This window comes from Streptomyces sp. NPDC037054 (assembly GCF_055606745.1).
This window is the reverse complement of sequence record NZ_JBVJSJ010000013.1, coordinates 191,632-215,472: the sequence shown is the minus strand read 5'-3', so window position 1 is coordinate 215,472 and position 23,841 is coordinate 191,632. Positions and strand designations below refer to the sequence as shown.

At 71.2% G+C, this 23,841-nt stretch carries 17 protein-coding genes and 1 pseudogene; 14 read left to right on the top strand and 4 right to left on the bottom strand.

The annotated features are described in order from the left end of the window. Positions 1–48 precede the first annotated feature (48 nt). From ACZ7D7_RS27990 to serA, 4 genes are all read left to right on the top strand, one after another. Positions 49–1,905 carry an acetolactate synthase large subunit gene (locus ACZ7D7_RS27990; RefSeq protein ID WP_470827832.1) on the top strand — a complete coding sequence of 619 codons (1,857 nt, stop codon included), beginning with the start codon at positions 49–51 and terminating at the stop codon, positions 1,903–1,905. A gap of 20 nt (positions 1,906–1,925) precedes the next feature. Then, on the top strand, positions 1,926–2,450 hold the full coding sequence (gene ilvN, locus ACZ7D7_RS27985; protein ID WP_470827831.1) for an acetolactate synthase small subunit: 525 nt from the start codon (positions 1,926–1,928) through the stop codon (positions 2,448–2,450). A gap of 117 nt (positions 2,451–2,567) precedes the next feature. After that, positions 2,568–3,566, top strand: coding sequence for a ketol-acid reductoisomerase (ilvC, locus tag ACZ7D7_RS27980; RefSeq protein WP_470827830.1), 999 nt, complete (start codon positions 2,568–2,570; stop codon positions 3,564–3,566). 266 nt (positions 3,567–3,832) lie between these two features. Next, on the top strand, positions 3,833–5,422 hold the full coding sequence (serA, locus tag ACZ7D7_RS27975; protein WP_470827828.1) for a phosphoglycerate dehydrogenase: 1,590 nt from the start codon (positions 3,833–3,835) through the stop codon (positions 5,420–5,422). A gap of 76 nt (positions 5,423–5,498) precedes the next feature. On the opposite strand, the gene ACZ7D7_RS27970 is transcribed toward serA, so the two are convergent. Next, a complete protein-coding gene (locus ACZ7D7_RS27970; protein WP_470827827.1) occupies positions 5,499–6,764 on the bottom strand; it encodes a PucR family transcriptional regulator in 1,266 nt (421 codons plus the stop codon). A gap of 164 nt (positions 6,765–6,928) precedes the next feature. Here ACZ7D7_RS27970 and ACZ7D7_RS27965 point away from each other — a divergent pair, with 164 nt between their 5' ends. The 3 genes from ACZ7D7_RS27965 to ACZ7D7_RS27955 all read left to right on the top strand — a co-directional run bounded on the left by ACZ7D7_RS27965 (position 6,929) and on the right by ACZ7D7_RS27955 (position 9,974). Next, the gene (locus tag ACZ7D7_RS27965) at positions 6,929–7,855 is read left to right on the top strand and encodes a proline dehydrogenase family protein (protein ID WP_470827825.1); all 927 of its coding nucleotides are present in this window, start codon (positions 6,929–6,931) and stop codon (positions 7,853–7,855) included. A gap of 38 nt (positions 7,856–7,893) precedes the next feature. After that, positions 7,894–9,525, top strand: a complete 1,632-nt coding sequence (pruA, locus tag ACZ7D7_RS27960) for an L-glutamate gamma-semialdehyde dehydrogenase (protein WP_470827824.1) — start codon at positions 7,894–7,896, stop codon at positions 9,523–9,525. Between the two features lie 317 nt (positions 9,526–9,842). Continuing rightward, positions 9,843–9,974, top strand: coding sequence for a hypothetical protein (locus tag ACZ7D7_RS27955; protein ID WP_010048656.1), 132 nt, complete (start codon positions 9,843–9,845; stop codon positions 9,972–9,974). Positions 9,975–9,989: 15 nt separating this feature from the next. On the opposite strand, the gene ACZ7D7_RS27950 is transcribed toward ACZ7D7_RS27955, so the two are convergent. Then, complete coding sequence (locus ACZ7D7_RS27950; protein ID WP_470827822.1) at positions 9,990–11,564, bottom strand: purple acid phosphatase family protein; 1,575 nt, start codon at positions 11,562–11,564, stop codon at positions 9,990–9,992. Positions 11,565–11,708: 144 nt separating this feature from the next. Here ACZ7D7_RS27950 and ACZ7D7_RS27945 point away from each other — a divergent pair, with 144 nt between their 5' ends. Together ACZ7D7_RS27945 and ACZ7D7_RS27940 are read left to right on the top strand one after the other, a co-directional pair. Beyond that, positions 11,709–12,752, top strand: coding sequence for a 3-isopropylmalate dehydrogenase (locus ACZ7D7_RS27945; protein WP_470827821.1), 1,044 nt, complete (start codon positions 11,709–11,711; stop codon positions 12,750–12,752). Between the two features lie 247 nt (positions 12,753–12,999). Then, positions 13,000–14,088 (top strand): branched-chain amino acid aminotransferase, encoded by a 1,089-nt coding sequence (locus ACZ7D7_RS27940; protein WP_470827820.1) that lies wholly within the window; start codon positions 13,000–13,002, stop codon positions 14,086–14,088. Positions 14,089–14,195: 107 nt separating this feature from the next. Here ACZ7D7_RS27940 and ACZ7D7_RS27935 read toward each other — a convergent pair whose 3' ends face one another. Continuing rightward, entirely contained in the window at positions 14,196–15,656 is a 1,461-nt protein-coding gene (locus ACZ7D7_RS27935; protein ID WP_470827819.1) for a cytosine permease, read from the bottom strand. Between the two features lie 146 nt (positions 15,657–15,802). On the opposite strand from ACZ7D7_RS27935, the gene ureA reads away from it, so the two are divergent. From ureA to cimA, 5 genes and pseudogenes are all read left to right on the top strand, one after another. Then, on the top strand, positions 15,803–16,483 hold the full coding sequence (gene ureA / locus ACZ7D7_RS27930) for an urease subunit gamma (protein ID WP_470827818.1): 681 nt from the start codon (positions 15,803–15,805) through the stop codon (positions 16,481–16,483). Next, positions 16,480–18,150 (top strand): annotated as a pseudogene (locus ACZ7D7_RS27925) (urease subunit alpha). The gene ureA and the pseudogene ACZ7D7_RS27925 overlap by 4 nt, the downstream one beginning before the upstream one ends. A 9-nt stretch (positions 18,151–18,159) precedes the next feature. Further along, positions 18,160–19,197, top strand: a complete 1,038-nt coding sequence (locus ACZ7D7_RS27920) for an agmatine deiminase family protein (RefSeq protein ID WP_470827817.1) — start codon at positions 18,160–18,162, stop codon at positions 19,195–19,197. 9 nt (positions 19,198–19,206) lie between these two features. Next, positions 19,207–19,806 carry a TetR/AcrR family transcriptional regulator gene (locus tag ACZ7D7_RS27915; protein WP_470827816.1) on the top strand — a complete coding sequence of 200 codons (600 nt, stop codon included), beginning with the start codon at positions 19,207–19,209 and terminating at the stop codon, positions 19,804–19,806. A 302-nt stretch (positions 19,807–20,108) separates the two neighbouring features. Continuing rightward, positions 20,109–21,713, top strand: a complete 1,605-nt coding sequence (gene cimA, locus ACZ7D7_RS27910) for a citramalate synthase (RefSeq protein ID WP_470827815.1) — start codon at positions 20,109–20,111, stop codon at positions 21,711–21,713. A 51-nt stretch (positions 21,714–21,764) separates the two neighbouring features. Here cimA and ACZ7D7_RS27905 read toward each other — a convergent pair whose 3' ends face one another. Continuing rightward, entirely contained in the window at positions 21,765–23,654 is a 1,890-nt protein-coding gene (locus ACZ7D7_RS27905; protein WP_470827813.1) for a ricin-type beta-trefoil lectin domain protein, read from the bottom strand. Positions 23,655–23,841 lie beyond the last annotated feature (187 nt).

Below are 23,841 nucleotides of genomic sequence, written 5' to 3'. Positions count from 1 at the left end.
CGCGTGACCCGCACGAACCTCGCAAAAACCCTCAGCATCGAGAAGAGAATGCCGATGACCGAGCAGGCCACCGGGGCCCATCACCCGCAGCCGCGGCCCCGATCCGGAGGACAGCACTCCGCCCCCGAGCACGTCACGGGCGCGCAGTCCCTCATCCGCTCTCTCGAGGAGGTCGGCGCCGACACGGTATTCGGCATTCCCGGTGGTGCCATCCTTCCGGCGTACGACCCGCTGATGGACTCCACCCGGGTCCGCCACGTCCTGGTCCGCCACGAGCAGGGCGCCGGCCACGCCGCCACCGGCTACGCGCAGGCCACCGGCAGGGTCGGCGTCTGCATGGCGACGTCCGGACCGGGCGCCACCAACCTGGTCACGCCCATCGCCGACGCCCACATGGACTCCGTGCCGCTGGTCGCGATCACCGGTCAGGTCGCGTCCAAGGCCATCGGCACGGACGCCTTCCAGGAGGCGGACATCGTCGGCATCACGATGCCGATCACCAAGCACAACTTCCTCGTCACCAAGGCCGAGGACATCCCGCGGGTCATCGCGCAGGCGTTCCACATCGCCTCCACCGGCCGCCCCGGCCCGGTCCTGGTCGACATCGCCAAGGACGCCCTCCAGGCGAAGACCGTGTTCACCTGGCCGCCCACCATGGACCTGCCCGGCTACCGCCCGGTGACCAAGCCGCACGCCAAGCAGATCCGCGAGGCCGCCAAGCTGATCACCACCGCCAGGCGGCCCGTCCTCTACGTCGGCGGCGGCGTCCTCAAGGCCGGCGCCACCGCCGAGCTGAAGGTCCTCGCCGAACTCACCGGAGCGCCCGTCACCACCACCCTGATGGCGCTCGGCGCGTTCCCCGACAGCCACCCGCTGCACGTGGGAATGCCGGGCATGCACGGTGCGGTCACCGCCGTCACCGCGCTGCAGAAGGCCGACCTGATCGTCGCCCTCGGAGCCCGCTTCGACGACCGCGTCACCGGCAAGCTGGACAGCTTCGCCCCGTACGCCAAGATCGTCCACGCCGACATCGACCCCGCCGAGATCGGCAAGAACCGCGCCGCCGACGTGCCGATCGTCGGTGACGCCCGCGAGGTCATCGCCGACCTGGTCCAGGCCGTGCAGAAGGAGCACAGCGAGGGCCACCGGGGCGACTACACCGCCTGGTGGAACGACCTGAACCGCTGGCGCGAGACCTACCCGCTCGGCTACGACCAGCCCGGGGACGGCTCGCTCTCCCCGCAGCAGGTCATCGAGCGGATCGGCCAACTCGCCCCGGAGGGCACGATCTTCGCGGCGGGCGTCGGCCAGCACCAGATGTGGGCCGCGCACTTCATCGAGTACGACAGGCCCGCCACCTGGCTCAACTCCGGCGGCGCCGGAACCATGGGCTACGCCGTCCCCGCCGCGATGGGCGCCAAGGCCGGCGCGCCCGACAAGGCGGTCTGGGCGATCGACGGCGACGGCTGCTTCCAGATGACCAACCAGGAGCTCACCACCTGCGCCCTGAACAACATCCCGATCAAGGTCGCCATCATCAACAACGGCGCCCTCGGGATGGTCCGCCAGTGGCAGACCCTGTTCTACAACCAGCGGTACTCCAACACCGTGCTGCACTCCGGCCCCGAGGCCGACGGCAAGGCACCGAGTTCCGGCACCCGGGTCCCCGACTTCGTGAAGCTGTCCGAGGCGATGGGCTGTTACGCGATCCGCTGCGAGTCCCCCGACGACCTCGACAAGGTCATCGAGGAGGCCAACTCCATCAACGACCGCCCCGTCGTCGTCGACTTCATCGTCCACGAGGACGCGATGGTGTGGCCGATGGTCGCCGCCGGCACCTCCAACGACGAGATCATGGCCGCCCGGGACGTCCGCCCCGACTTCGGCGACAACGAAGACGACTGAGCGAGGAAGAGCACCCGAACATGTCCAAGCACACGCTCTCCGTCCTGGTGGAGAACACCCCCGGCATCCTCGCCCGCATCGCCGCCCTGTTCTCCCGGCGCGGCTTCAACATCGACTCGCTCGCGGTGGGCGTCACCGAGCACGCCGACATCTCCCGCATCACCATCGTGGTGAACGTCGAGGACCTGCCGCTCGAACAGGTCACCAAGCAGCTCAACAAGCTCGTCAACGTCCTGAAGATCGTCGAGCTCGAGCCGTCCCAGGCCGTTCAGCGCGAACTCGTCCTGGTGAAGGTGCGCGCCGACAACGAGACGCGCTCCCAGATCGTGGAGATCGTCCAGCTGTTCCGCGCCAAGACCGTGGACGTCTCCCCGGAGGCCGTGACCATCGAGGCCACCGGGTCCAGCGACAAGCTGGAGGCCATGCTCAAGATGCTGGAGCCGTACGGCATCAAGGAACTGGTCCAGTCCGGCACGATCGCGATCGGCCGCGGTGCCCGTTCGATCACGGACCGCTCGCTGCGCGCTCTCGACCGGTCGGCATAACGACGGAACCGGGCGGCCGGGCAACAGGGCCGCCCGCATTCCGAGATCCCCAGACTTCCCCTCCCCTCACCGTCATACGGTGGGACGCGACACCTGCACACAAGGAGAGAACCCAAAGTGGCCGAGCTGTTCTACGACGCCGACGCCGACCTGTCCATCATCCAGGGCCGCAAGGTCGCGGTCATCGGTTACGGCAGCCAGGGCCACGCCCACGCGCTGTCGCTCCGTGACTCGGGTGTCGACGTGCGCGTCGGTCTGCACGAGGGCTCCAAGTCCAAGGCGAAGGCCGAGGAGCAGGGCCTGCGCGTGGTGAGCCCGTCCGAGGCCGCCGCCGAGGCCGACGTCATCATGATCCTCGTCCCGGACCCGATCCAGGCCGAGGTCTACGAGAAGCACATCAAGGACAACCTGAAGGACGGCGACGCCCTGTTCTTCGGCCACGGCCTGAACATCCGCTACGGCTTCATCAAGCCCCCGGCCGGCGTGGACGTCTGCATGGTCGCCCCGAAGGGCCCGGGCCACCTGGTCCGCCGCCAGTACGAGGAGGGCCGCGGCGTTCCCTGCATCGCCGCCGTCGAGCAGGACGCCACGGGGAACGCCTTCGCGCTGGCCCTGTCGTACGCGAAGGGCATCGGCGGCACGCGCGCCGGCGTCATCAAGACGACCTTCACCGAGGAGACCGAGACCGACCTGTTCGGTGAGCAGGCCGTCCTCTGCGGTGGCACCGCCGCGCTGGTCAAGGCGGGCTTCGAGACGCTGACCGAGGCCGGCTACCAGCCGGAGATCGCCTACTTCGAGTGCCTGCACGAGCTGAAGCTGATCGTGGACCTCATGTACGAGGGCGGCCTGGAGAAGATGCGCTGGTCGATCTCCGAGACCGCCGAGTGGGGCGACTACGTCACCGGCCCGCGCATCATCACGGACGCCACCAAGGCCGAGATGAAGAAGGTCCTCGCCGAGATCCAGGACGGCACCTTCGCCCGCCAGTGGATGGACGAGTACCACGGCGGTCTGAAGAAGTACAACGAGTACAAGCAGCAGGACTCCGAGCACCTGCTGGAGACCACCGGCAAGGAGCTGCGCAAGCTCATGAGCTGGGTCGACGAGGAGGCGTAAGCCCCCCGCCCGAAGGGGCCGGAGCCGTTCGCTCCGGCCCCTTCGGCGAACCTCGGGTAACGTCGATGAAGAGGCGTTGTCCATCCCGTCCCACCACGGACGGGTGATCCTTCCGAAGCGGCGTGGGACGACGCCCTTGGCGCCACTACACTGCTGCAGAACATCGCGTCAGGCCCACAGCGTCGTGCGTCTTCCACGCGGCTAGCACTTCTTCACCGCATGCGGCCGTCGGGACGGCCGTCCGCATTGGACTTGTGAGGACTCACGTGAGCTCGAAACCCGTCGTACTCATCGCTGAAGAGCTGTCGCCCGCCACCGTCGACGCGCTTGGTCCGGACTTCGAGATCCGCCACTGCAACGGCGCCGACCGGGGCGAGCTGCTCCCGGCCATCGCCGACGTGGACGCGATCCTGGTCCGTTCGGCCACCAAGGTCGACGCCGAGGCGATCTCCGCCGCGAAGAAGCTGAAGGTCGTCGCACGAGCCGGCGTCGGCCTCGACAACGTGGACGTCTCCGCCGCCACCAAGGCCGGAGTGATGGTCGTCAACGCGCCCACCTCCAACATCGTGACCGCCGCCGAGCTGGCCTGCGGCCTGATCGTCGCCACCGCCCGCAACATCCCGCAGGCCAACGCCGCGCTGAAGAACGGCGAGTGGAAGCGCAGCAAGTACACGGGCGTGGAGCTGGCGGAGAAGACGCTCGGTGTCGTGGGCCTCGGCCGCATCGGCGCCCTCGTCGCCCAGCGCATGTCCGCCTTCGGCATGAAGGTCGTCGCCTACGACCCCTACGTGCAGCCCGCCCGGGCCGCGCAGATGGGCGTCAAGGTGCTGTCCCTGGACGAGCTGCTCGAGGTCTCCGACTTCATCACCGTCCACCTGCCGAAGACCCCCGAGACCCTCGGCCTGATCGGTGACGAGGCGCTGCGCAAGGTCAAGCCGAGCGTCCGCATCGTCAACGCCGCGCGCGGCGGCATCGTCGACGAGGAGGCGCTGTACTCGGCGCTCAAGGAGGGCCGCGTCGCCGGCGCCGGCCTGGACGTGTACGCGAAGGAGCCGTGCACGGACTCGCCGCTGTTCGAGTTCGACCAGGTCGTCTGCACCCCGCACCTCGGCGCCTCCACGGACGAGGCGCAGGAGAAGGCCGGTATCGCCGTCGCGAAGTCGGTGCGCCTGGCCCTCGCCGGTGAGCTGGTCCCCGACGCGGTGAACGTGCAGGGCGGTGTCATCGCCGAGGACGTCAAGCCGGGCCTGCCGCTCGCCGAGCGCCTCGGCCGCATCTTCACGGCGCTCGCCGGAGAGGTCGCGGTCCGCCTGGACGTCGAGGTCTACGGCGAGATCACCCAGCACGACGTGAAGGTGCTGGAACTCAGCGCCCTCAAGGGCGTCTTCGAGGACGTCGTCGAGGAGACCGTCAGTTACGTCAACGCTCCGCTGTTCGCCCAGGAGCGCGGCGTCGAGGTCCGGCTGACGACGAGCTCCGAGTCGGCCGAGCACCGCAACGTCGTCACCGTGCGCGGCACGCTCGCGAGCGGCGAGGAGGTGTCGGTGTCCGGCACGCTGGCCGGCCCGAAGCACGTCCAGAAGATCGTCGCCGTCGGCGAGTACGACGTGGACCTCGCGCTCGCCGACCACATGCTGGTGCTGCGCTACGAGGACCGTCCCGGCGTCGTCGGCACGGTCGGCCGCATCCTCGGCGAGTCGGGCATCAACATCGCCGGCATGCAGGTCGCCCGCGCGGCGGTCGGCGGCGAGGCGCTGGCGGTGCTGACGGTGGACGACACGGTGGGCACCACGGTGCTGGCCGAGGTCGCCGCGGAGATCGGCGCCGCGTCGGCGCGTTCGGTGAACCTCGTCTGAGACGAACGGATCGGCGCAAGGGCGCCGGACGGGCCGGACTCCGGCTCGTCCGGCGCCCTTTCGTGTACTCCGTGGCTCAGAGCCGGTGCGCCTTGAGGGCCATGTGCAGCAGCAGGCGGTCCTCGCCGTCGTCCAGGTCCAGGCCCGTGAGCTTCTCGACGCGGGAGAGGCGGTAGTAGAGCGTCTGCCGGTGGATGCCCAGCTCGGCCGCCGTGCGGCCCGCCTGGCCCGCGCGGTCGAGGTAGAGCTCGGCGGTGCGGGCGAGTTCGCGGTGGGCGGGGGAGAGCAGCGGGCGTACCGCCGGGTCCTGCGGGGTGTCCGGCGGCAGCGCCGTGAGCAGGCGGAACGGGCCGATGGACGCCCAGTCGGCGACCGGTCCCAGCCGGGGTTCGGCCAGGGCGGCGCGGGCCGCCGCCGACGCCTCCCGCCAGGCCGTCCCCAGTTCCGCGAGCCCGGCCCGCGCGGCCCCGAGCCCGGCGGCGACATCGCCCGCACCGCCCGGCCCGCTCGCACCACCGGGCCCGCTCGCACCGCCCGGCCCGCTCGCACCGCCCGCGCCCGTGCTCGCCCGTGCTCGCTCCAGCAGCCGGGCCGCCGCCGACGTCGCCGGGGCCGGGACGTCCGCCGAGCGCAGCCGGACCAGCAGGGCGAGGCAGAGGTGCGAGCCGGTCCACGGCAGGGTGCACAGGGCCGTCGCGCCCGGGACCGTGCGGACCGACGGGGCGTCGTCCGGGTCGGCCGAGGGCCAGGGGGCCACGCAGACGACCGTGTGGACGCCGTCCGCGCGCGGGCCCAGCGCCGTGCGCAGCTCGGCGACCGCCATGTCCCGCTGCCAGTCCCGCTCGGCGGTCAGCACCGCGCGCAGCTCGCGGGTGAGGTCGGCGCCGTGCTGGGCCTCGTCCGCGAGCAGCGCCCCGATCCGGGCGGCCACCCCCATCGCCGCCGTGAGCCGGCGCTCGTCGGGGCCGGGGTCGCCGTCCAGCAGCCAGACGTAGCCGAGGACGACGCCCCGGTGGCGCACCGGCAGGCAGATGCGGCCCCGGTAGACGCCCGCCTCGGTGCTCGGCGGGATGCGGACCGGGCCCGTCGCGCGCGTGATGCCGAAGCCCTCGAACCAGGCGCGGACCGCCGCCGTCGAGCGGCGCGTGAGGATCGAGCGGGTGCGGACCGGGTCGAGCGCCGACGGATCGAGGTCGCCCTCGCTGTCGTAGGCGCCGAAGGCGATCAGCTCGAAGTCGCGGTTCTCCAGCGTCGCCGGGGCGCCGAGCAGCTCCGAGATCTCGTCCACCAGCTCCTGGTAGTCACCGCTGTGTTCCGACGTCACTCGGGCATTCTGCCGCATATCAGGGGCGCCTTCATACATCTGTCTGAGATCTGCGGCACGGATGCGTGACAGCTGTCGATGGCCCACGATCGGAGGGATCCTTAGGTTTCACGGTGGTTCTCCGTGCCGTACCCGGACCGTCGGGTCACGGCCTCGTGTTGGTCGTCTTGTGGAGGTGCCCCGTGCTGGGTCCCGTGATTCTCGCCGCGTCGCGCAGTGACCGGATGCGACGCCTGGTCTCGGCGGCCCCCGTGACCAAGCAGGTCGTCAACCGCTTCATCCCGGGCGAGACCGTCGACGAGATCCTGCCGATCATCGAGGACATCGCGGCCAAGGGCCTGGAGCTGACGATGGACGTCGTCGGCGAGGACATCACCACCCCCGCGCAGGCCGCCGCCGCCCGGGACGCGTACCTGGAGCTGGTCGACCGGCTCAAGCCGCTGGAGCTCGGCCCGCGCGCCGAGATGTCGGTGAAGCTGTCGATGTTCGGCCAGGCGCTGGAGGGCGGCCACGAGCTGGCCCTGGAGAACGTCCGCCCGGTGGTCGAGGCCGCCGCGGAGATCGGCACCACGGTCACCCTGGACGCCGAGGACCACACCACCCTCGACTCGATGTTCGCGATCCACGACGAACTGCGGAAGGACTTCCCGCAGACCGGCTGCGTCATCCAGGCGTACCTCTTCCGCACCGAGGCCGACGCCCGCCGCCTCGCCGGGAACGGCAGCCGGGTGCGGCTCGTGAAGGGCGCGTACAAGGAGCCCGCCGAGGTCGCGTACCAGCACAAGCACGAGATCGACAAGGCGTACGTCCGCATCCTCCGCACGCTGATGGAGGGGGAGGGCTACCCGATGATCGGGTCGCACGATCCGCGTCTGATCTCCGTCGCCCAAGAACTCGCCCGGGCGGCAGGGCGCAAACTGGACGAGTACGAGTTCCAGATGCTCTACGGCATCCGTGGCGACGAGCACGTGCGGCTGGCCGCCGAGGGTCACCGCATGCGCGTCTACACCGCCTACGGCACCGACTGGTACGGCTACTTCATGCGCCGTCTCGCGGAGAAGCCCGCCAACCTGCGGTTCTTCCTCCGCTCGATGGTCACCAAGGGCTGAGCCCCCACCCACCCGCTCAACAAGGAGTTACGGAACCCATGGACGCTGTGACCCAGGTCCCCACCCCCGTCAACGAGCCGGTGCACGGCTACGCCCCCGGCTCGCCGGAGCGTGCCCGACTGGAGGCCAAGCTCAAGGAGCTGGCCGACAACCCGATCGACCTGCCCTGCACCATCGGCGGCGAGCGGCGGATGGGCGGCGGCGAGGCCTTCCAGGTCGTCCAGCCGCACAACCACAAGGCCGTCCTCGGCACCTTCCGCCACGCCACGCAGGCCGACGCCCAGGACGCGATCGACGCCGCGCTGGCCGCCGCCCCCGCCTGGCGCGCGATGTCGTTCGACGACCGCGCGGCGATCATCCTGCGCGCCGCCGAGCTGCTGGCCGGCCCCTGGCGCGAGACGCTGGCCGCCTCCACCATGCTCGGCCAGGGCAAGACCGCCCAGCAGGCCGAGATCGACACCCCCTGCGAGCTCGTCGACTTCTGGCGCTTCAACGTCCACTACGCCCGCCAGATCCTGGCCGAGCAGCCCCCGGCCAACTCCCCGGGTGTGTGGAACCGCCTCGACCACCGCCCGCTGGAGGGCTTCGTCTACGCGATCACGCCGTTCAACTTCACGGCCATCGCCGGCAACCTGCCGACCGCGCCCGCCCTCATGGGCAACGTCGTCGTGTGGAAGCCGTCCCCGACGCAGACCCACGCCGCCGTGCTGCTCATGCGGCTGCTGGAGGAGGCGGGGCTCCCCAAGGGCGTCATCAACCTCGTCACCGGCGACGGCATCGAGGTCTCCAAGGTCGCCCTCGAGCACCGCGACCTCGCCGGCATCCACTTCACCGGGTCGACCAAGACCTTCCAGTACCTGTGGAAGACGGTCGGCAACAACATCGAGAAGTACCGCACCTACCCGCGCATGGTCGGCGAGACCGGCGGCAAGGACTTCCTCGTCGCGCACCCGTCCGCCGACCCGGCGATCCTGAAGACGGCGCTGACCCGCGGCGCCTTCGAGTACCAGGGCCAGAAGTGCAGCGCGACCTCCCGCGCCTATGTGCCCGCCTCGATCTGGAACTCCGGCTTCAAGGAGGAGTTCGCCGCCGAGGTCGACGGCATCAGGATGGGTGACGTCACCGACCTGTCGAACTTCATCGGCGCCGTCATCGACGAGCGTGCCTTCGCCAAGAACAAGGCCGCGATCGACCGTGCCAAGGAGGACCCGACCTGCACGATCGTCGCGGGCGGCTCCTACGACGACTCGGAGGGCTGGTTCGTCCGCCCGACCGTCATCGAGTGCGACGACCCGGAGAACGAGGTGTTCCGCACCGAGTACTTCGGCCCGATCCTCGCCGTGCACGTCTACGAGGACGACAAGTACGACGAGATGCTGGCGCAGATGGAGTCGGTCTCCGACTACGCCCTCACCGGCTCGGTCATCGCGAACGACCGCGCGGCGGCGGCCCACACGATGGAGAAGCTGCGCTACGCGGCCGGCAACTTCTACATCAACGACAAGTCGACCGGCGCCGTCGTCGGCCAGCAGCCCTTCGGCGGCGGTCGCGCGTCCGGCACCAACGACAAGGCCGGCGCCCCGCAGAACCTGATGCGCTGGACCCTGACCCGCGCCATCAAGGAGACGCTGGTCCCGCCGACCGACTACACGTACCCGCACATGGGCTGATCCGCCCCGCGGCCGTACGGGCCGGGCCGCTTCCCTCCGGGGAGGCGGCCCGGCCCTTCGCGTTGACGGAGAAACCGCAGGTCGGGGCCGTGTGAGGCACCGCACTGTCTCAGATAGTAGGAAGCCCAAGTAATTGTGGAGACAGCGGCGCGGTCCTCGCCTACTTTTGTAGGAGCCGAACGTCTCGCTCGATCCAGCGAATGGCGGTCGTGAGCCGGGCCCGCGCAGGCAACCCCTGCGGTCCGACGCTCCCCGCCCCTTCCGGCGTCTCGATACCCCCTTTCCGCACTCCGTGATGTCGAAGGAGTCGATCTCCCATGGCCGAGACGACCGTCCGCCGCCGAGTCCGCCACGTGTCCCGCACGAGCGAGTCCGACCGCAAGAACGCCGCCGCCGCCCTCCAGCGCGCCCTGGACCGCAGGGACAACGGCGGATCCACCGGGCACTGAGCCCGCCCCGGGTCCTCACCCGCCGCGCCGCACCTCGAAGTGGTCGATGCGCTCGCCGCCCGGCGTCAGCGCCGACACCGCCAGCCGGGGTGCCGCGCCGGACTCCGCCTCGACCCTGAGGAAGGAGAAGCCGCGGTAGCGGACCCGGGACCACTCCACCGTTTCCGGCCTGGTCCCGCGCGACGCGGTCCAGCGGAAGGTGTCGACCGACTCGCGGTCGGCGACGTCGCCCTCGTAGCTCTCCTTGACGCCCGTCGGGAAGCCGTACAGGTCCTTGCCGCCGCCGCCCGCCGTCACGTACACGATCCCGTCCCGCGCCGGATCGGTCGACCCGCCGACGGGCACCTGCCTGCCGACCTCGCCGTCCCGGATCGCGTCGGTCCGCTCGTAGACGTGGTTGTGGCCGTTGATCACCAGGTCCACCCGGTGCCGGGCGAACAGCGGCACCCACGTGGCGCGGACCCCGCCGTCCGAGGCGTGCGTCGACGTCGAGTAGGCGCAGTGGTGGAAGAAGACCACCACGAAGTCGACCTCGGGCGCCGCCCGCAGCTCCTTCAGCGTGCGGTCCAGCCACGCCGTCTGCCGTCCGTCCGTGTAGCCGCGGTTGGCGGGCAGTTCGTACGACCCGTCGTTCGCGTCCAGCGCCACGACGGCGACGTTGCCGTACCGGAACGCGTACACCCCCGGCGCCCGGCGTGGGTCGAAACCGCTGTCCGGCAGGGAGAACCGGGCCAGTTGGCCGCCGTAGCCCTCCGGCGAGTACCAGGCCTCCATGTCGTGGTTGCCGGTCGTCACCATCCACGGCACCGACCGCGCGACCGGCTCCGTCTGCTTCAGGAACCGGTCCCACTGGGAGGCGTCGAAGGCGTCGGACTTCTCGCCCCTGCCCTTGGAGTTGGCGTAACAGATGTCGCCCGCGTGCAGGTGGAAGGCGGGGTCCTGGCGCCGCAGCAGACGGTTGTTGGCCATCGCCTCCGCGCCCACGCCCTGGTCGCCGAACGCCGTGAACACGAAGCGGTCCGGCGGCGTCGCGGGCGCCGTGCGGAAGGACGCGACCGTCGAGCGGTGCGGGGCCGCGGCCGGGTCGAAGCCGTCGTGGCCGACGCCGTACCAGTACGTCGTGCCGGGGCGCAGCCCGTCCAGGGCCGCGTGCACGTAGTACTGCTCGACCGCCGGGCGCACGGCCCCCAGCTCGGGCGTACGCAGGTCGCGCACTTCCGCCGGGATCCGCCGGTCCAGGTCGTCGGGGCGCAGGCCCACCCGCACGTACGGCCGGCGCACCGGCAGCGGCACCTGCCAGGAGATCCGCATCTGGGTCATCGGGTCGGCGCCGAAGGCGAGATGCCGGCCGAACGGGGAGATCACCGCGCCGGAGACCTCGGTCGACGGGGTCGCGGTGGGCGACGGGGACGTCGTCGCGCCGCTCCGCCCGGACCCGTCGGAACAGCCCGCGAGCAGTCCGCCCGCCACCGCGCCCGCCGTCACCAGCGTCCGGCGCCGGGTCAGCCGCAGCCGCAGGTACTCGTGCTGCTCCGCCATGCTCATGCGGCGGGCGAGCGCGGGCGGGATGCCGAAGTCGGGGATGTCCATGGCAGTGAACTTCCCAGCACCGGCCAACACCCGTCGTACGTACGGGTGAACGGCGGTCGACGCGACGGGAGGCGTCCCGCGCGCGGGTGTCCGCATCGCGGACGGTCCGTGTCATCCCATGGGACGAGGAGTAGGGTGCCCCGCATGTCTCGCAGCATCAATCTCGCAGTGATCCCCGGTGACGGCATCGGCCAGGAGGTCGTGACCGAAGGCCTGAAGGTCCTCTCCGCCGTCCTCCCGCAGGATGTGAAGCTGGAGACCAAGGAGTACGACTTCGGCGCCCGGCGCTACCACGCCACCGGTGAGACCCTCACCGACGCCGACCTCGACGCCCTGAAGCAGCACGACGCCATCCTGCTCGGCGCGATCGGCGACCCCTCCGTGCCGTCCGGCGTCCTGGAGCGCGGCTTCCTGCTCAAGCTCCGCTTCGCCTTCGACCACCACGTCAACCTGCGGCCGAGCAAACTGCTGCCCGGCGTCGCGACCCCGCTCGCGGGCGAGCCGCAGATCGACTTCGTCGTCGTCCGCGAGGGCACCGAGGGCCCGTACACCGGCAACGGCGGCACCATCAGGAAGGGCACCGAGCACGAGGTCGCCACCGAGGTCTCCGTCAACACGGCCTTCGGTGTCGAGCGCGTCGTCCGCGACGCCTTCGCCCGCGCCCAGGCCCGCCCCCGCAAGAAGCTGGCGCTGATCCACAAGAACAACGTGCTGACCTTCGCGGGCCACCTGTGGACGAACATCTTCAACAAGGTGGCCGAGGAGTTCCCCGAGGTCACCACCGAGTACATGCACGTCGACGCGGCGACCATCTACCTGGTCACCCAGCCCGAGCGGTTCGACGTGATCGTCACCGACAACCTCTTCGGCGACATCATCACCGACCTCGCCGCGGCCGTCTCCGGCGGCATCGGCGTCGCCGCCAGCGGGAACATCAACCCCTCCGGCGACTTCCCGTCCATGTTCGAGCCCGTCCACGGCTCGGCCCCGGACATCGCGGGACAGGGCAAGGCCGACCCCACCGCCACCGTCCTGTCCGTCGCCCTGCTGCTGCGCCACCTCGGCCTGGACGCCGAGGCGACCCGCATCGAGGACGCGGTCGCCGCCGACCTCGCCGAGCGCGTGGGCGGGCCCGCCCGCAGCACCTCGGAGATCGGCGACGCGCTCGCCGTACGAGTAGCCGGCTGACCCCGCGCCGCTCGATTCACCTTCGAAGCCGCCGGGGCGCTCGCACCCGGCGGCTTTCGCATGTTCGCCGCCGGGTGGGACCATCGACCCCTGGGCCGCATTCACGCCGTTTCGTCCGCGGTTTCCGCTTGCGATAATCGGACGCGGAGCCGCGGAATGAGGGAATGCTCGGACGTCCTAGCACTGGCCACTGGCAGTACAGGCGCGAGCGCGGCCCGTCACTACAACCGGTGAAGGACATCAACCCATGACGACGCCCACGATCGAGCTCAAGCCCTCCGCCAGCCCGCTCGCCGACGCCGAGCGCGAGGCGATCCTGGCCAGCCCCGGCTTCGGCCGCCACTTCACCGACCACATGGTGACGATCAAGTGGACCGAGGGCCGCGGCTGGCACGACGCCCAGCTCGTCCCGTACGCGCCGATCTCCCTGGACCCGGCCACCACGGTGCTGCACTACGCGCAGGAGATCTTCGAGGGCCTCAAGGCCTACCGCCGGCCCGACGGCTCGGTCGCCACGTTCCGCCCCGAGAAGAACGCCGAGCGCTTCCAGCGCTCCGCCCGCCGCCTCGCCATGCCCGAGCTGCCCGTCGAGACGTTCCTCGCCGCCTGCGACGCCCTCGTCCAGCAGGACCAGGCGTGGGTGCCGGCGCACGGCGGCGAGGAGTCCCTCTACCTGCGCCCGTTCATGATCGCCACCGAGGTCGGCCTCGGCGTGAAGCCCGCGAGCGAGTACCTGTTCCTCGTCATCGCCTCGCCCGCCGGCGCCTACTTCCCCGGCGGCGTCAAGCCGGTCTCCATCTGGGTCTCCGAGGACCGCGTCCGCGCCGTCCCCGGCGGCATGGGCGACGCCAAGACCGGCGGCAACTACGCCGCGTCCCTGCTCGCCCAGGCCGAGGCCGCCCGCAAGGGCTGCGACCAGGTCTGCTACCTCGACGCCGTCGAGCACAAGTGGGTCGAGGAACTCGGCGGGATGAACCTGTACTTCGTGTACGGCGACAAGATCGTCACCCCGGCCCTGACCGGGTCCATCCTGGAGGGCGTCACCCGCGACTCCCTGCTCACCGTCGCCCGCGACCTCGGCTACGAGGCCGTGGAGGAGCGCGTCTCCGTCGACCAGTGGCAGCGCGACTCCGAGAACGGCAGCCTCACCGAGGTCTTCGCCTGCGGTACGGCCGCCGTCATCACCCCGGTCGGCACGGTCAAGCGGGCCGGGGCGGAGTGGCAGCAGAGTGGCGGTGAGCCGGGTGAGGTGACCGCCCGACTGCGTCAGGCTCTGCTGGACATTCAGCGGGGGACGGCCGAGGACAAGCACGGGTGGATGCGGACGTTGGCCTGACGGTGGGCTTGGCGACCCCGGCGTTGTGAAGGCACCCCTCGCTGGTGCCGGTCCCGCCGGGGGCCGCCGCCCCCGGACCCCCGCTTCGGCCCCGAAGGGCCTCGTCCTCAAACTCCCCCACTCTCGACTTCGCTCGAGCGCGGGGACCCCCACGGCGGGCTGGATGAACTCACCTCGGCTCGTGGGGTCGCCCCCGTCGGCGTCAGCAGCACATACGCCAAGCCCCCCACCGCCCCCGACAGCAGGAAGCTCACGTCCACCCCGCCCGTCAGGGACAGCAACGGACCCTCGTACTCCGGCAGGGACACCGACAGCAGGCCGGTCACCGCGCCCAGCGCCCACGACACCGTCGCCGGGACGTTCCAGCCGCGCGTGTACCAGTAGACGCCGCCCTTCGCGCGGCGGTTGAAGACCTGGAGGGCCTCCGCGTCGTAGACGCCGCCGCAGCGGGCGAAGCCGATCAGCGTGATCACCGCCCAAGGGGTGCCGATCGCCGTCAGGAGCAGGACGAACGACGTCATCGCGTCCTGCGCCGTCGAGGCGTAGTGCCCGACGAAGACGCAGGCCGTGGCGACGACGGCGACCGTGTACGTGGCCGTGGCGCGGGAGGCGCGGGGCACGATCGCGTCCAGGTCGAGGCCCATCGAGTAGAGCATCAGACCGGCGTTGCCCACCGAGCCCGCCGTGGCCGCGAGCAGCAGCGGCAGCAGGTACCAGCCGGGCGCGGCGTCCACCAGCGGTCCGGCGTAGTCGAGGGCAGCGCGCGCGGCGAACGCCGTGAAGGTGCCGAAGAGCTGGGGCACCAGCAGGCCGAGCATGAGGCCGAGCCAGGTCGCGCGCAGCACGCGGCGCGAGGAGTGCCGCGCCGGTGAGATGTAGCGGGTGTAGTCGCCGAGCAGCGTGATGAAGGCGATCGGTCCGGACAGTCCCGCGGCCACCGCCGACAGCAGCCAGGTCGGCCAGAACCCGCCCAGCAGGTAGCCGCCGGCCTCGGGCAGCGCCCCGGTCGTGAAGTGCGGGGCGTACGCGAACACGCCGAGGAGCAGCAGGGCCGTCATGCCGAACGCCAGCACGCGGGACATCGCGAGCAGCACGCGGTAGCCGTACACGGCGCCCGCGACGGTCGCCGCGGCGAGCAGCGCGTACACGAGTCCGTACGTCACGCCGTTCACCGGCAGTCCGGTGAGCCGGGCGAGGACGCCCAGCATCACGTCGCCGCCGATCCACACGGTCAGGGCCGTGTAGCCGAGGGCGAGCAGCAGGCCCACGACCGAGCCGACGAGCCGGCCGCGCACGCCGAACTGGGCGCCCGACGAGGTGGACAGGTTCGTCGCGGTGCGCAGGGAGATCAGCGCCAGCGGGGCCGTGAGCACCGTGCCGACCACCGTGCCCGTGACGACCGAGCCGACCGACGCCCACCAGTCCAGGCCGAAGGACGGCGGCAGCCAGCCGAAGACGATCACGCCCAGGCAGAGGTTGGAGCCGAGCAGGATCGTCACGAGGTCCCGTGGGCCGCTGGTGCGTTCCTCCTCGGGGATGGTGTCGACTCCGCGCTGTTCCATGGGCATGGCTGGGTCTCCCTCGACGGCCGGGCTTGTGTTTGAGTGCCGTTCAATGTGAGGTTCTCGGAGTGCATCCGTCAATGGTGTCAGCTTGCTGATTTCCGGTTTAGAGTGATGCTCTAATCGGAGGCAGGCAAGGAGGTGACCGCGTCATGAGACTGACCCCCACGGAACGTGACCGGCTGCTGCTCTTCGGGGCGGCCGAGCTGGCCAGGGCGCGCCGGGCGCGCGGCCTGAGACTGAACGTGCCGGAGGCGACCGCGCTGATCGCCGACACGGTGTGCGAGGCGGCCCGGGACGGGGCGCGGCTCGCGGAGGCCGTCGAACGGGCCCGGTCCGTGCTCGGCCCCGACGACGTGCTGCCCGGCGTCGCGGACGTCGTCACGGAGGTGCACGTCGAGGCCGTCTTCGACGACGGCTCCCGGCTGGCCGTGGTCGCCGACCCCATCGGCGGCGGACTCGGCGACGACGCCCCGGGCGCGCTGCTGCCCGGCCCCGAACACACCGAACCCGCGCCGGCGGTGCGGCTGACGGTCACCAACACCGCGACCGTGCCGGTCTCCGTCACCTCCCACTTCCACTTCTTCGAGGCCAACCCGCGGCTGGACTTCCCCCGCGAGCGCGCCTACGGCATGCGGCTCGCCGTGCCCGCCGGGTCGTCCGTCCGGTTCGGGCCCGGGCAGAGCGTGGAGGTCGGGCTGCTGCCGATCGGGGGCGACCGGATCGCCATCGGCTTCGCCGGACTCGTCGACGGGCCGCTGGACGCGCCGGGAGCGAAGGAAGAGGCCCTGCGCAGGGCCGCCGCCTGCGGATATCTGGGAGCCGCGCAGTGAACCCCTACGAGTACGCCGCCACCCACGGCCCGCGCGCCGGCGACCGCGTCCGGCTCGGCGACTCGGGTCTGGTGATCCGCGTCGAGTCCGACGCGCAGCGGCACGGCGACGAGTTCCTCGCCGGGTTCGGCAAGACGGCCCGCGACGGGCTGCACCTGAAGGCCGCGGCCGTCCGCGAGACCTGCGACGTCGTCGTCAGCAACGTCGTCGTGATCGACGCGGCCCTGGGCATCCGCAAGGTGTCCATCGGCATCCGGGAGGGCCGGATCTGCTCGATCGGGCGGGCCGGCAACCCCGACACCCTCGACGGCGTGGACGTCGTCGTCGGCACCGGCACGTCCATCGTGTCCGGCGAGGGCCTGATCGCCACCGCCGGGGCCGTGGACACGCACGTCCACCTGCTGTCGCCGCGCGTCATGGAGGCGTCGCTGGCGTCCGGCGTGACCACGATCGTCGGCCAGGAGTTCGGTCCCGTGTGGGGCGTGGGCGTCAACTCGCCCTGGGCGCTGCGGCACGCGTTCAACGCCTTCGACGCCTGGCCCGTCAACATCGGCTTCCTCGGCCGGGGTTCGTCCTCCGACCCGGCGCCGCTCGTCGAGGCGCTGGCCGAGGGCGGCGCGAGCGGCTTCTAGGTGCACGAGGACATGGGCGCCCACACCCGCGCCCTGGACACCGCGCTGCGCGTCGCCGAGGAACACGACGTCCAAGTGGCCCTGCACAGCGACGGGTTGAACGAGTGCCTGTCCGTGGAGGACACCCTCCGGGTGCTGGAGGGCCGCACCATCCACGCCTTCCACATCGAGGGCTGCGGCGGCGGACACGTCCCGAACGTGCTGAAGATGGCCGGTGTGCCGAACGTCATCGGCTCGTCCACCAACCCCACCCTGCCGTTCGGCCGGGACGCCGTCGCCGAGCACTACGGCATGATCGTCTCCGTCCACGACCTGAAGACCGACCTGCCGGGCGACGCCGCCATGGCCCGCGACCGCATCCGCGCCGGGACCATGGGCGCCGAGGACGTGCTGCACGACCTGGGCGCCATCGGCATCACCTCGTCCGACGCGCAGGGCATGGGCCGCGCGGGCGAGACCGTCCGCCGCACCTTCGCCATGGCCGGGAAGATGAAGGCCGAGTTCGGCGCCCCGGACGACCACGACAACGAGCGCGTCCTGCGCTACATCGCCAAGCTGACCATCAACCCCGCGATCGCGCACGGCCTGTCGCACGAGGTCGGCTCCCTGGAGGCCGGCAAGCTCGCCGACATCGTGCTGTGGCGCCCCGAGTACTTCGGCGCCAAGCCGCAGCTCGTCCTCAAGTCCGGCTTCCCGGCCTACGGGGTGACCGGCGACCCCAACGCCGCCACCGACACCTGCGAACCCCTCGTCCTCGGGCCGCAGTTCGGCGCGCACGGCGCCACCCCCGCCGACCTCTCCGTCGCCTTCGTCGCGCGGGCCGCCCTCGACCAGGGCGGCGACCGGATGCCGACCCGCCGCCGCCGGGTCGCCGTGCGCGGCACCCGCGGCATCGGCCCGGCCGACCTGCGGCTCAACTCCCGTACCGGACAGGTCGACGTCGACCAGCGCACCGGCCTCGTCACCCTCGACGGCGAACCCGTCCGCTCCGAACCGGCCGACTCCGTCACCCTCAACCGCCTCTACTTCCTCTAAGGACCCGTCATGTCCGCAGCCGCCGACGGCTTCCGCATGCCCGCCGAGTGGGCCCCGCACGAACGCACCTGGATGGCGTGGCCCGGCGCCAACGCCACCTTCGAAGGGCCGGAGGAACTGGCCGCCGCCCGCCGCGCCTGGGCGTCGGTCGCCCGTGCGGTCCGCCGCTTCGAGCCCGTGACCGTGGTGTGCGGCCCCGGGCAGTCCGCCGCGGCGCGCGCCCTGCTCGGCGCGGACGTCGACACCGTCGAGCGCGACCTGGACGACGCCTGGATGCGGGACATCGGGCCGACCTTCCTGACCAACGGCGCCGGTGAACTCGCCGCGGTCGACTGGGTGTTCAACGGCTGGGGCGCCCAGGACTGGGCCCGCTGGGAGCACGACGCGAAGATCGCCGCGCACGTCGCGGACCTCGCGGGGGCGCGGACGTACCCCTCGCGGCTGGTCAACGAGGGCGGCGGCGTCCACGTCGACGGCGAGGGCACCGTGCTGCTCACCGAGACCGTGCAGCTCGGCCCCGAGCGCAACCCCGGCTGGAACCGGGAGCGCGTCGAGGCCGAGATCCACGCCCAGCTCGGCACCCGCAAGGCGATCTGGCTGCCGCGCGGCCTCACCGGCGACTACCCCCCGCACGGCTTCGGCACCCTCGGGCACGTCGACATCGTCGCCGCCTTCGCCGCGCCCGGCGTCGTCGTCGCCCACCACCAGCCCGACCCGGCGCACCCCGACCACGAGGTGACCCAGGAGGTCATCGGCCTGCTGCGGGCGCAGACCGACGCCCGGGGCCGCCGCCTGGAGGTCGTGGAGGTGCCCGCCCCGACCGTCCTGGAGGCCGACGGCCACTGGGCCGACTACTCCTACATCAACCACTACGTCTGCAACGGCGGCGTCGTCCTGTGCGCCTTCGACGATCCGCGCGACGAGATCGCGGCCGGGATCTTCCGCCGCCTGTACCCGAACCGGACGGTCACCCTCGTGGACGCGCGTACGATCTTCGCCGGTGGAGGAGGCATCCACTGCATCACCCAGCAGCAGCCCAGGACTTAGGAGCCGTCGATGGCCGGTGCGCGGAAGAACGCCCCGCCCCGCGAGCGGGTGCTCGCCGCCGCCATGGAGATGATCGCCGATCGCGGCCTGGAGAAACTCACCATGGCCGCGCTCGGCCGCGAGGTCGGCATGAGCAGCGGCCACCTCCTGTACTACTTCCACTCCAAGGACGAGCTGCTGCTCCAGACCCTGGAGTGGAGCGAGGGGCGCCTCGGCGCCGAGCGCGGCCGGTTGCTGATCCGCACGGGCACCGCCCGCGAGCGCCTGGACGCCTTCGTCGACCTGTACGTCCCCGACGGCCACCGCGACCCGCACTGGACCCTGTGGCTGGAGGTGTGGAACCGCTCGCAGAACGCCGAGGACGACGCCCGCGACCGGCAGGCCGCCATCGAGGGTGCCTGGCACCGCGACCTCGTCGCCCTGCTCGCCGAGGGCGTCTCGCACGGCGAGTTCCGGGCCGTCGACCCCGACCGGTTCGCGGCCCGGCTGCGCGCCCTGCTCGACGGCTTCTCCATCCACGTGGCCATCGGACTGCGCGGCACCGGCCGGGAGCAGGTCCTCGGACACGTCCAGGAGTTCCTCGCCGAGCAGCTCCTCGTCGAGGGATGATCACGCACCGCCCGCATCCTGAGACACCCCGTGGGCAACGGTCCCTTCTGTGCCAGACTGCCCCCGTGCTCTCGTTCGCCATGATTATTGGCAGCAGGCGCGCCGGTCCGCAGTGACCGCCACGTACGACCAGGTACGGGCGGACACCGTCGTCCTCGACCCGCGCGCTGACCTCTCGCACCCGCGAGAGGTTTTTCTGTTTCCCGGCCCACCACAAGCCGGGAGACGAGCGCGAGGATCACAGGGGCGGTGGAACCGGTCATTCCGGTAGACCGAGATCCCATATCAGGAGCCTTCAGATCATGACCGCAACCAGCGAGCTCGACGATTCCTTCCACGTCTTCGACACCACCCTGCGCGACGGCGCGCAGCGCGAGGGCATCAACCTCACCGTCGCGGACAAGCTGGCCATCGCCCGGCACCTGGACGAATTCGGCGTGGGCTTCATCGAGGGCGGCTGGCCCGGCGCGAACCCGCGCGACACCGAGTTCTTCGCCCGTGCCCTGAAGGAGATCGAGTTCCGGCACGCCAAGCTCGTCGCGTTCGGCGCCACCCGCCGCGCCGGCGCCAAGGCGAGCGAGGACCCGCAGGTCAAGGCGCTCCTGGACTCCGGCGCCGAAGTGATCACGCTGGTCGCCAAGTCGCACGACCGGCACGTCGAGCTCGCCCTGCGCACCAGCCTGGACGAGAACCTCGCCATGGTCCGCGACACCGTGGCCCACCTGCGCGAGCAGGGCCGCCGCGTCTTTGTGGACTGCGAGCACTTCTTCGACGGCTACCGCGCCAACCCCGCCTACGCCAAGGCCGTCGTCCGCGCCGCCTCCGAGGCCGGTGCCGACGTCGTCATCCTGTGCGACACCAACGGCGGCATGCTCCCCGCGCAGATCCAGGCCGTCGTCGCCACCGTCCTCGCCGACACCGGCGCCCGGCTCGGCATCCACGCCCAGGACGACACCGGCTGCGCCGTCGCCAACACCCTCGCCGCCGTCGACGCGGGCGCCACCCACGTGCAGTGCACGGCGAACGGCTACGGCGAGCGCGTCGGCAACGCCAACCTCTTCCCGGTCGTCGCCGCCCTGGAGCTCAAGTACGGCAAGCGGGTCCTGCCCGAGGGCCGGCTGCGCGAGATGACCCGCATCTCCCACGCCATCGCCGAGGTCGTCAACCTCACGCCCTCCACCCACCAGCCCTACGTCGGCGTCTCCGCCTTCGCGCACAAGGCCGGACTGCACGCCTCCGCGATCAAGGTCGACCCGGACCTGTACCAGCACATCGACCCCGAGCAGGTCGGCAACACCATGCGGATGCTGGTCTCCGACATGGCCGGCCGCGCCTCCATCGAGCTCAAGGGCAAGGAACTCGGCATCGACCTCGGCGACGACCGCGAACTGGTCGGCCGGGTCGTCGAGCGCGTCAAGGAACGCGAGCTGAAGGGCTACACCTACGAGGCCGCCGACGCGAGCTTCGAACTGCTGCTGCGCGCCGAGGCCGAGGGCCGGCCGCTGACGTACTTCCGGGTCGAGTCCTGGCGCGCCATCGTCGAGGACCGCCCCGACGGCAGCCACGCCAACGAGGCCACCGTGAAGCTGTGGGCCAAGAGCGAGCGCATCGTCGCCACCGCCGAGGGCAACGGCCCGGTCAACGCCCTGGACCGGGCGCTGCGCGTCGCCCTGGAGAAGATCTACCCGCAGCTCGCCAAGCTGGAGCTCGTCGACTACAAGGTCCGCATCCTGGAGGGCAAGCACGGCACCCAGTCCACCACCCGCGTGCTGATCTCCACGTCCGACGGCACGGGGGAGTGGTCCACGGTCGGCGTCGCGGAGAACGTCATCGCCGCGAGCTGGCAGGCCCTGGAGGACGCCTACACCTACGGCCTGCTGCGGGCCGGGGTGGAGCCGGCCGAGTAGGGTCCGCCCGCCGCGACGGCAGGCCCGCCCACCCGGCCGGCCCCGGCGGCGCTACTGCAACCGCCACTTCTGGTTGGCGGCGCCCGTGCAGCTCCAGATCTGCGCGCGGGCGCCGTTGGCCGACGAGTTGTCCGTGACGTCCAGGCACTTGTCGGCCGCGAGGTTCACCACGTCACCTGTGGACGCGTTGTACGACCAGCGTTGCGCGCCGGTGCCGTTGCAGTCGTACAGCTGCGCCTTCGCGCCGTCCGCCGTCGAACCGCCCGTCACGTCCAGGCACTTGCCGAGCGCCCGGACCGAGCCGTCCGCCTGCACCGTCCAGCGCTGCGCCGCCGAGCCGTTGCAGTCGTAGAGCTGCACGGGCGTGCCGTTGGCGGCCGAACCCCCGGCCACGTCCAGGCACTTGCCCGCCAGGCCGACGAAGGCACCCGAGCGGCCGGACTCGCCGGACTGGGTTCCCGACCAGGTGAAGGTCGCCGAGGTCTTGCCCGGCAGCGAGTAAGTGGCGTGCTGGCCGCCCCAGTTGATCGTGACGGTCCTCGCGCTCGACGCGTCGTTGTACGCGATCAGCGCCTTGGAGCCGTCCGGGTTGCGCCACGCCACGTTCGGCACCGCCGAGGACGCGGTGGACGCGATGCGCTGCGCGCCCGGCCTCACGAACTTCGTCAGGTGGCCCATCGTGTAGTACTCGATGGTGAAGTCGACCTGGCCGTGCCGGCTGTCGCCGTTGTGCACGGTGATCAGGCCGTCGCAGGTGCCGCAGCCGCCGTTGTGCGGACCCCGGTTCTGGTCCAGCGCGAGGGACCACTTGGTCACCGACTTCGCCCAGTTGCGGGTGTAGTCGATGATGTTCATCATGTCCTCGCGCTGCTGGTTCGCGATCCACGTGCCGCCCGAGTGCTCGGTGCCGAACGCGTCCAGCTGCGGGTACTGGTTGTGCACGGCCGTCTGCTTGGCGACGTCGCCGCCGTAGCCGTGCCAGGCGATCCCGCCGAAGTTCGGGTGCGAGCGGACCGCCGCGTCGTCCACCGTCTGCGCCGCGTACGCGTCGTAGGTGTCCCAGTTCCAGTCGTGCGCCAGCACCTTCGTGGACAGGCCGGCCGCCTGGAGCTTCGGCAGCAGCTCATTCTTCGTGAAGTAGGCGAGACCGGAGGCGTTCCAGCTCATCGACGGATAGCCCGCGCAGCAGGTCGGCTCGTTCTGCGCGGTGACGTACGAGATCGGGATGCCCTGCGCCTGGTAGGCCTGGACGTACTTCACGAAGTACTGCGCGTACGTCCCGTAGTGCTCGGCCTTCAGCCAGCCGCCGTTGAGCTGCCCGCTGTCCTTCATCCAGGCCGGCGCCGTCCACGGGGAGGCCATCACCGTCAGCGCCGGGTTCAGCTGCTTCGCCTGCTTCGTCAGCGGCACGACGTCCTGGAGATCATGTGCGATCGAGAACTCCGACAGGTCGGTGTCGGTCTGCCCGGCCGGCATGTCGTCGTACGTGTAGCCGAACCGCGCCAGGTCCGAGCCGCCCATCGGATTGCGCAGGAACGACAGGCCGATGCCGTCCGTCGGCGAGAACAGCTTCCGCATGGTCGCGTCGCGGGTGGCCTGGGACAGCGCCCCGCTGCCGTCCATCAGCCAGGCCGCGGTGTCCGTGAAGGACGCGCCGCCGCCCGTGAAGCTCTGGTAGCGGGTGTTCTCGTCGACGGTGATGTTCTCGCCGCTGCCGCCGGAACCGGCCTGGAAGGCGAACGGGGTCTGCGGCTGCAGGCCCCGCACCACGTGCCGGCCACCGGTGTCGTCGGTGGTCGTGAGGTGCGCGGTCACCTGTTCGCCCGCGGCCCGCGCGGGCGTTGCGTTCGTGAAGCCGGCCGCGGTGACACCGGCCGTGGTGAGCAGCCCGGCCAGGAGCAGGCCGAGCGTCCGGGTGGGGGGTCTGGTGGATCTCCGCATGGAGCGCCGCCCTTCTGAGTGGGGAGTGGGAGGCGTGCGAGCCGTGAGTAAATGACGCCGGCGAAGGGCCGTCAAGAGGGCGCGTGTTCACTTGTCGAAGGGCCAACCCCGTGAATCCGGCCGTGACTTGGGGATGTACCGGTTCCGGTGTGAAGCCTTGACGGCAACACGCCGCACCAGTTAACTC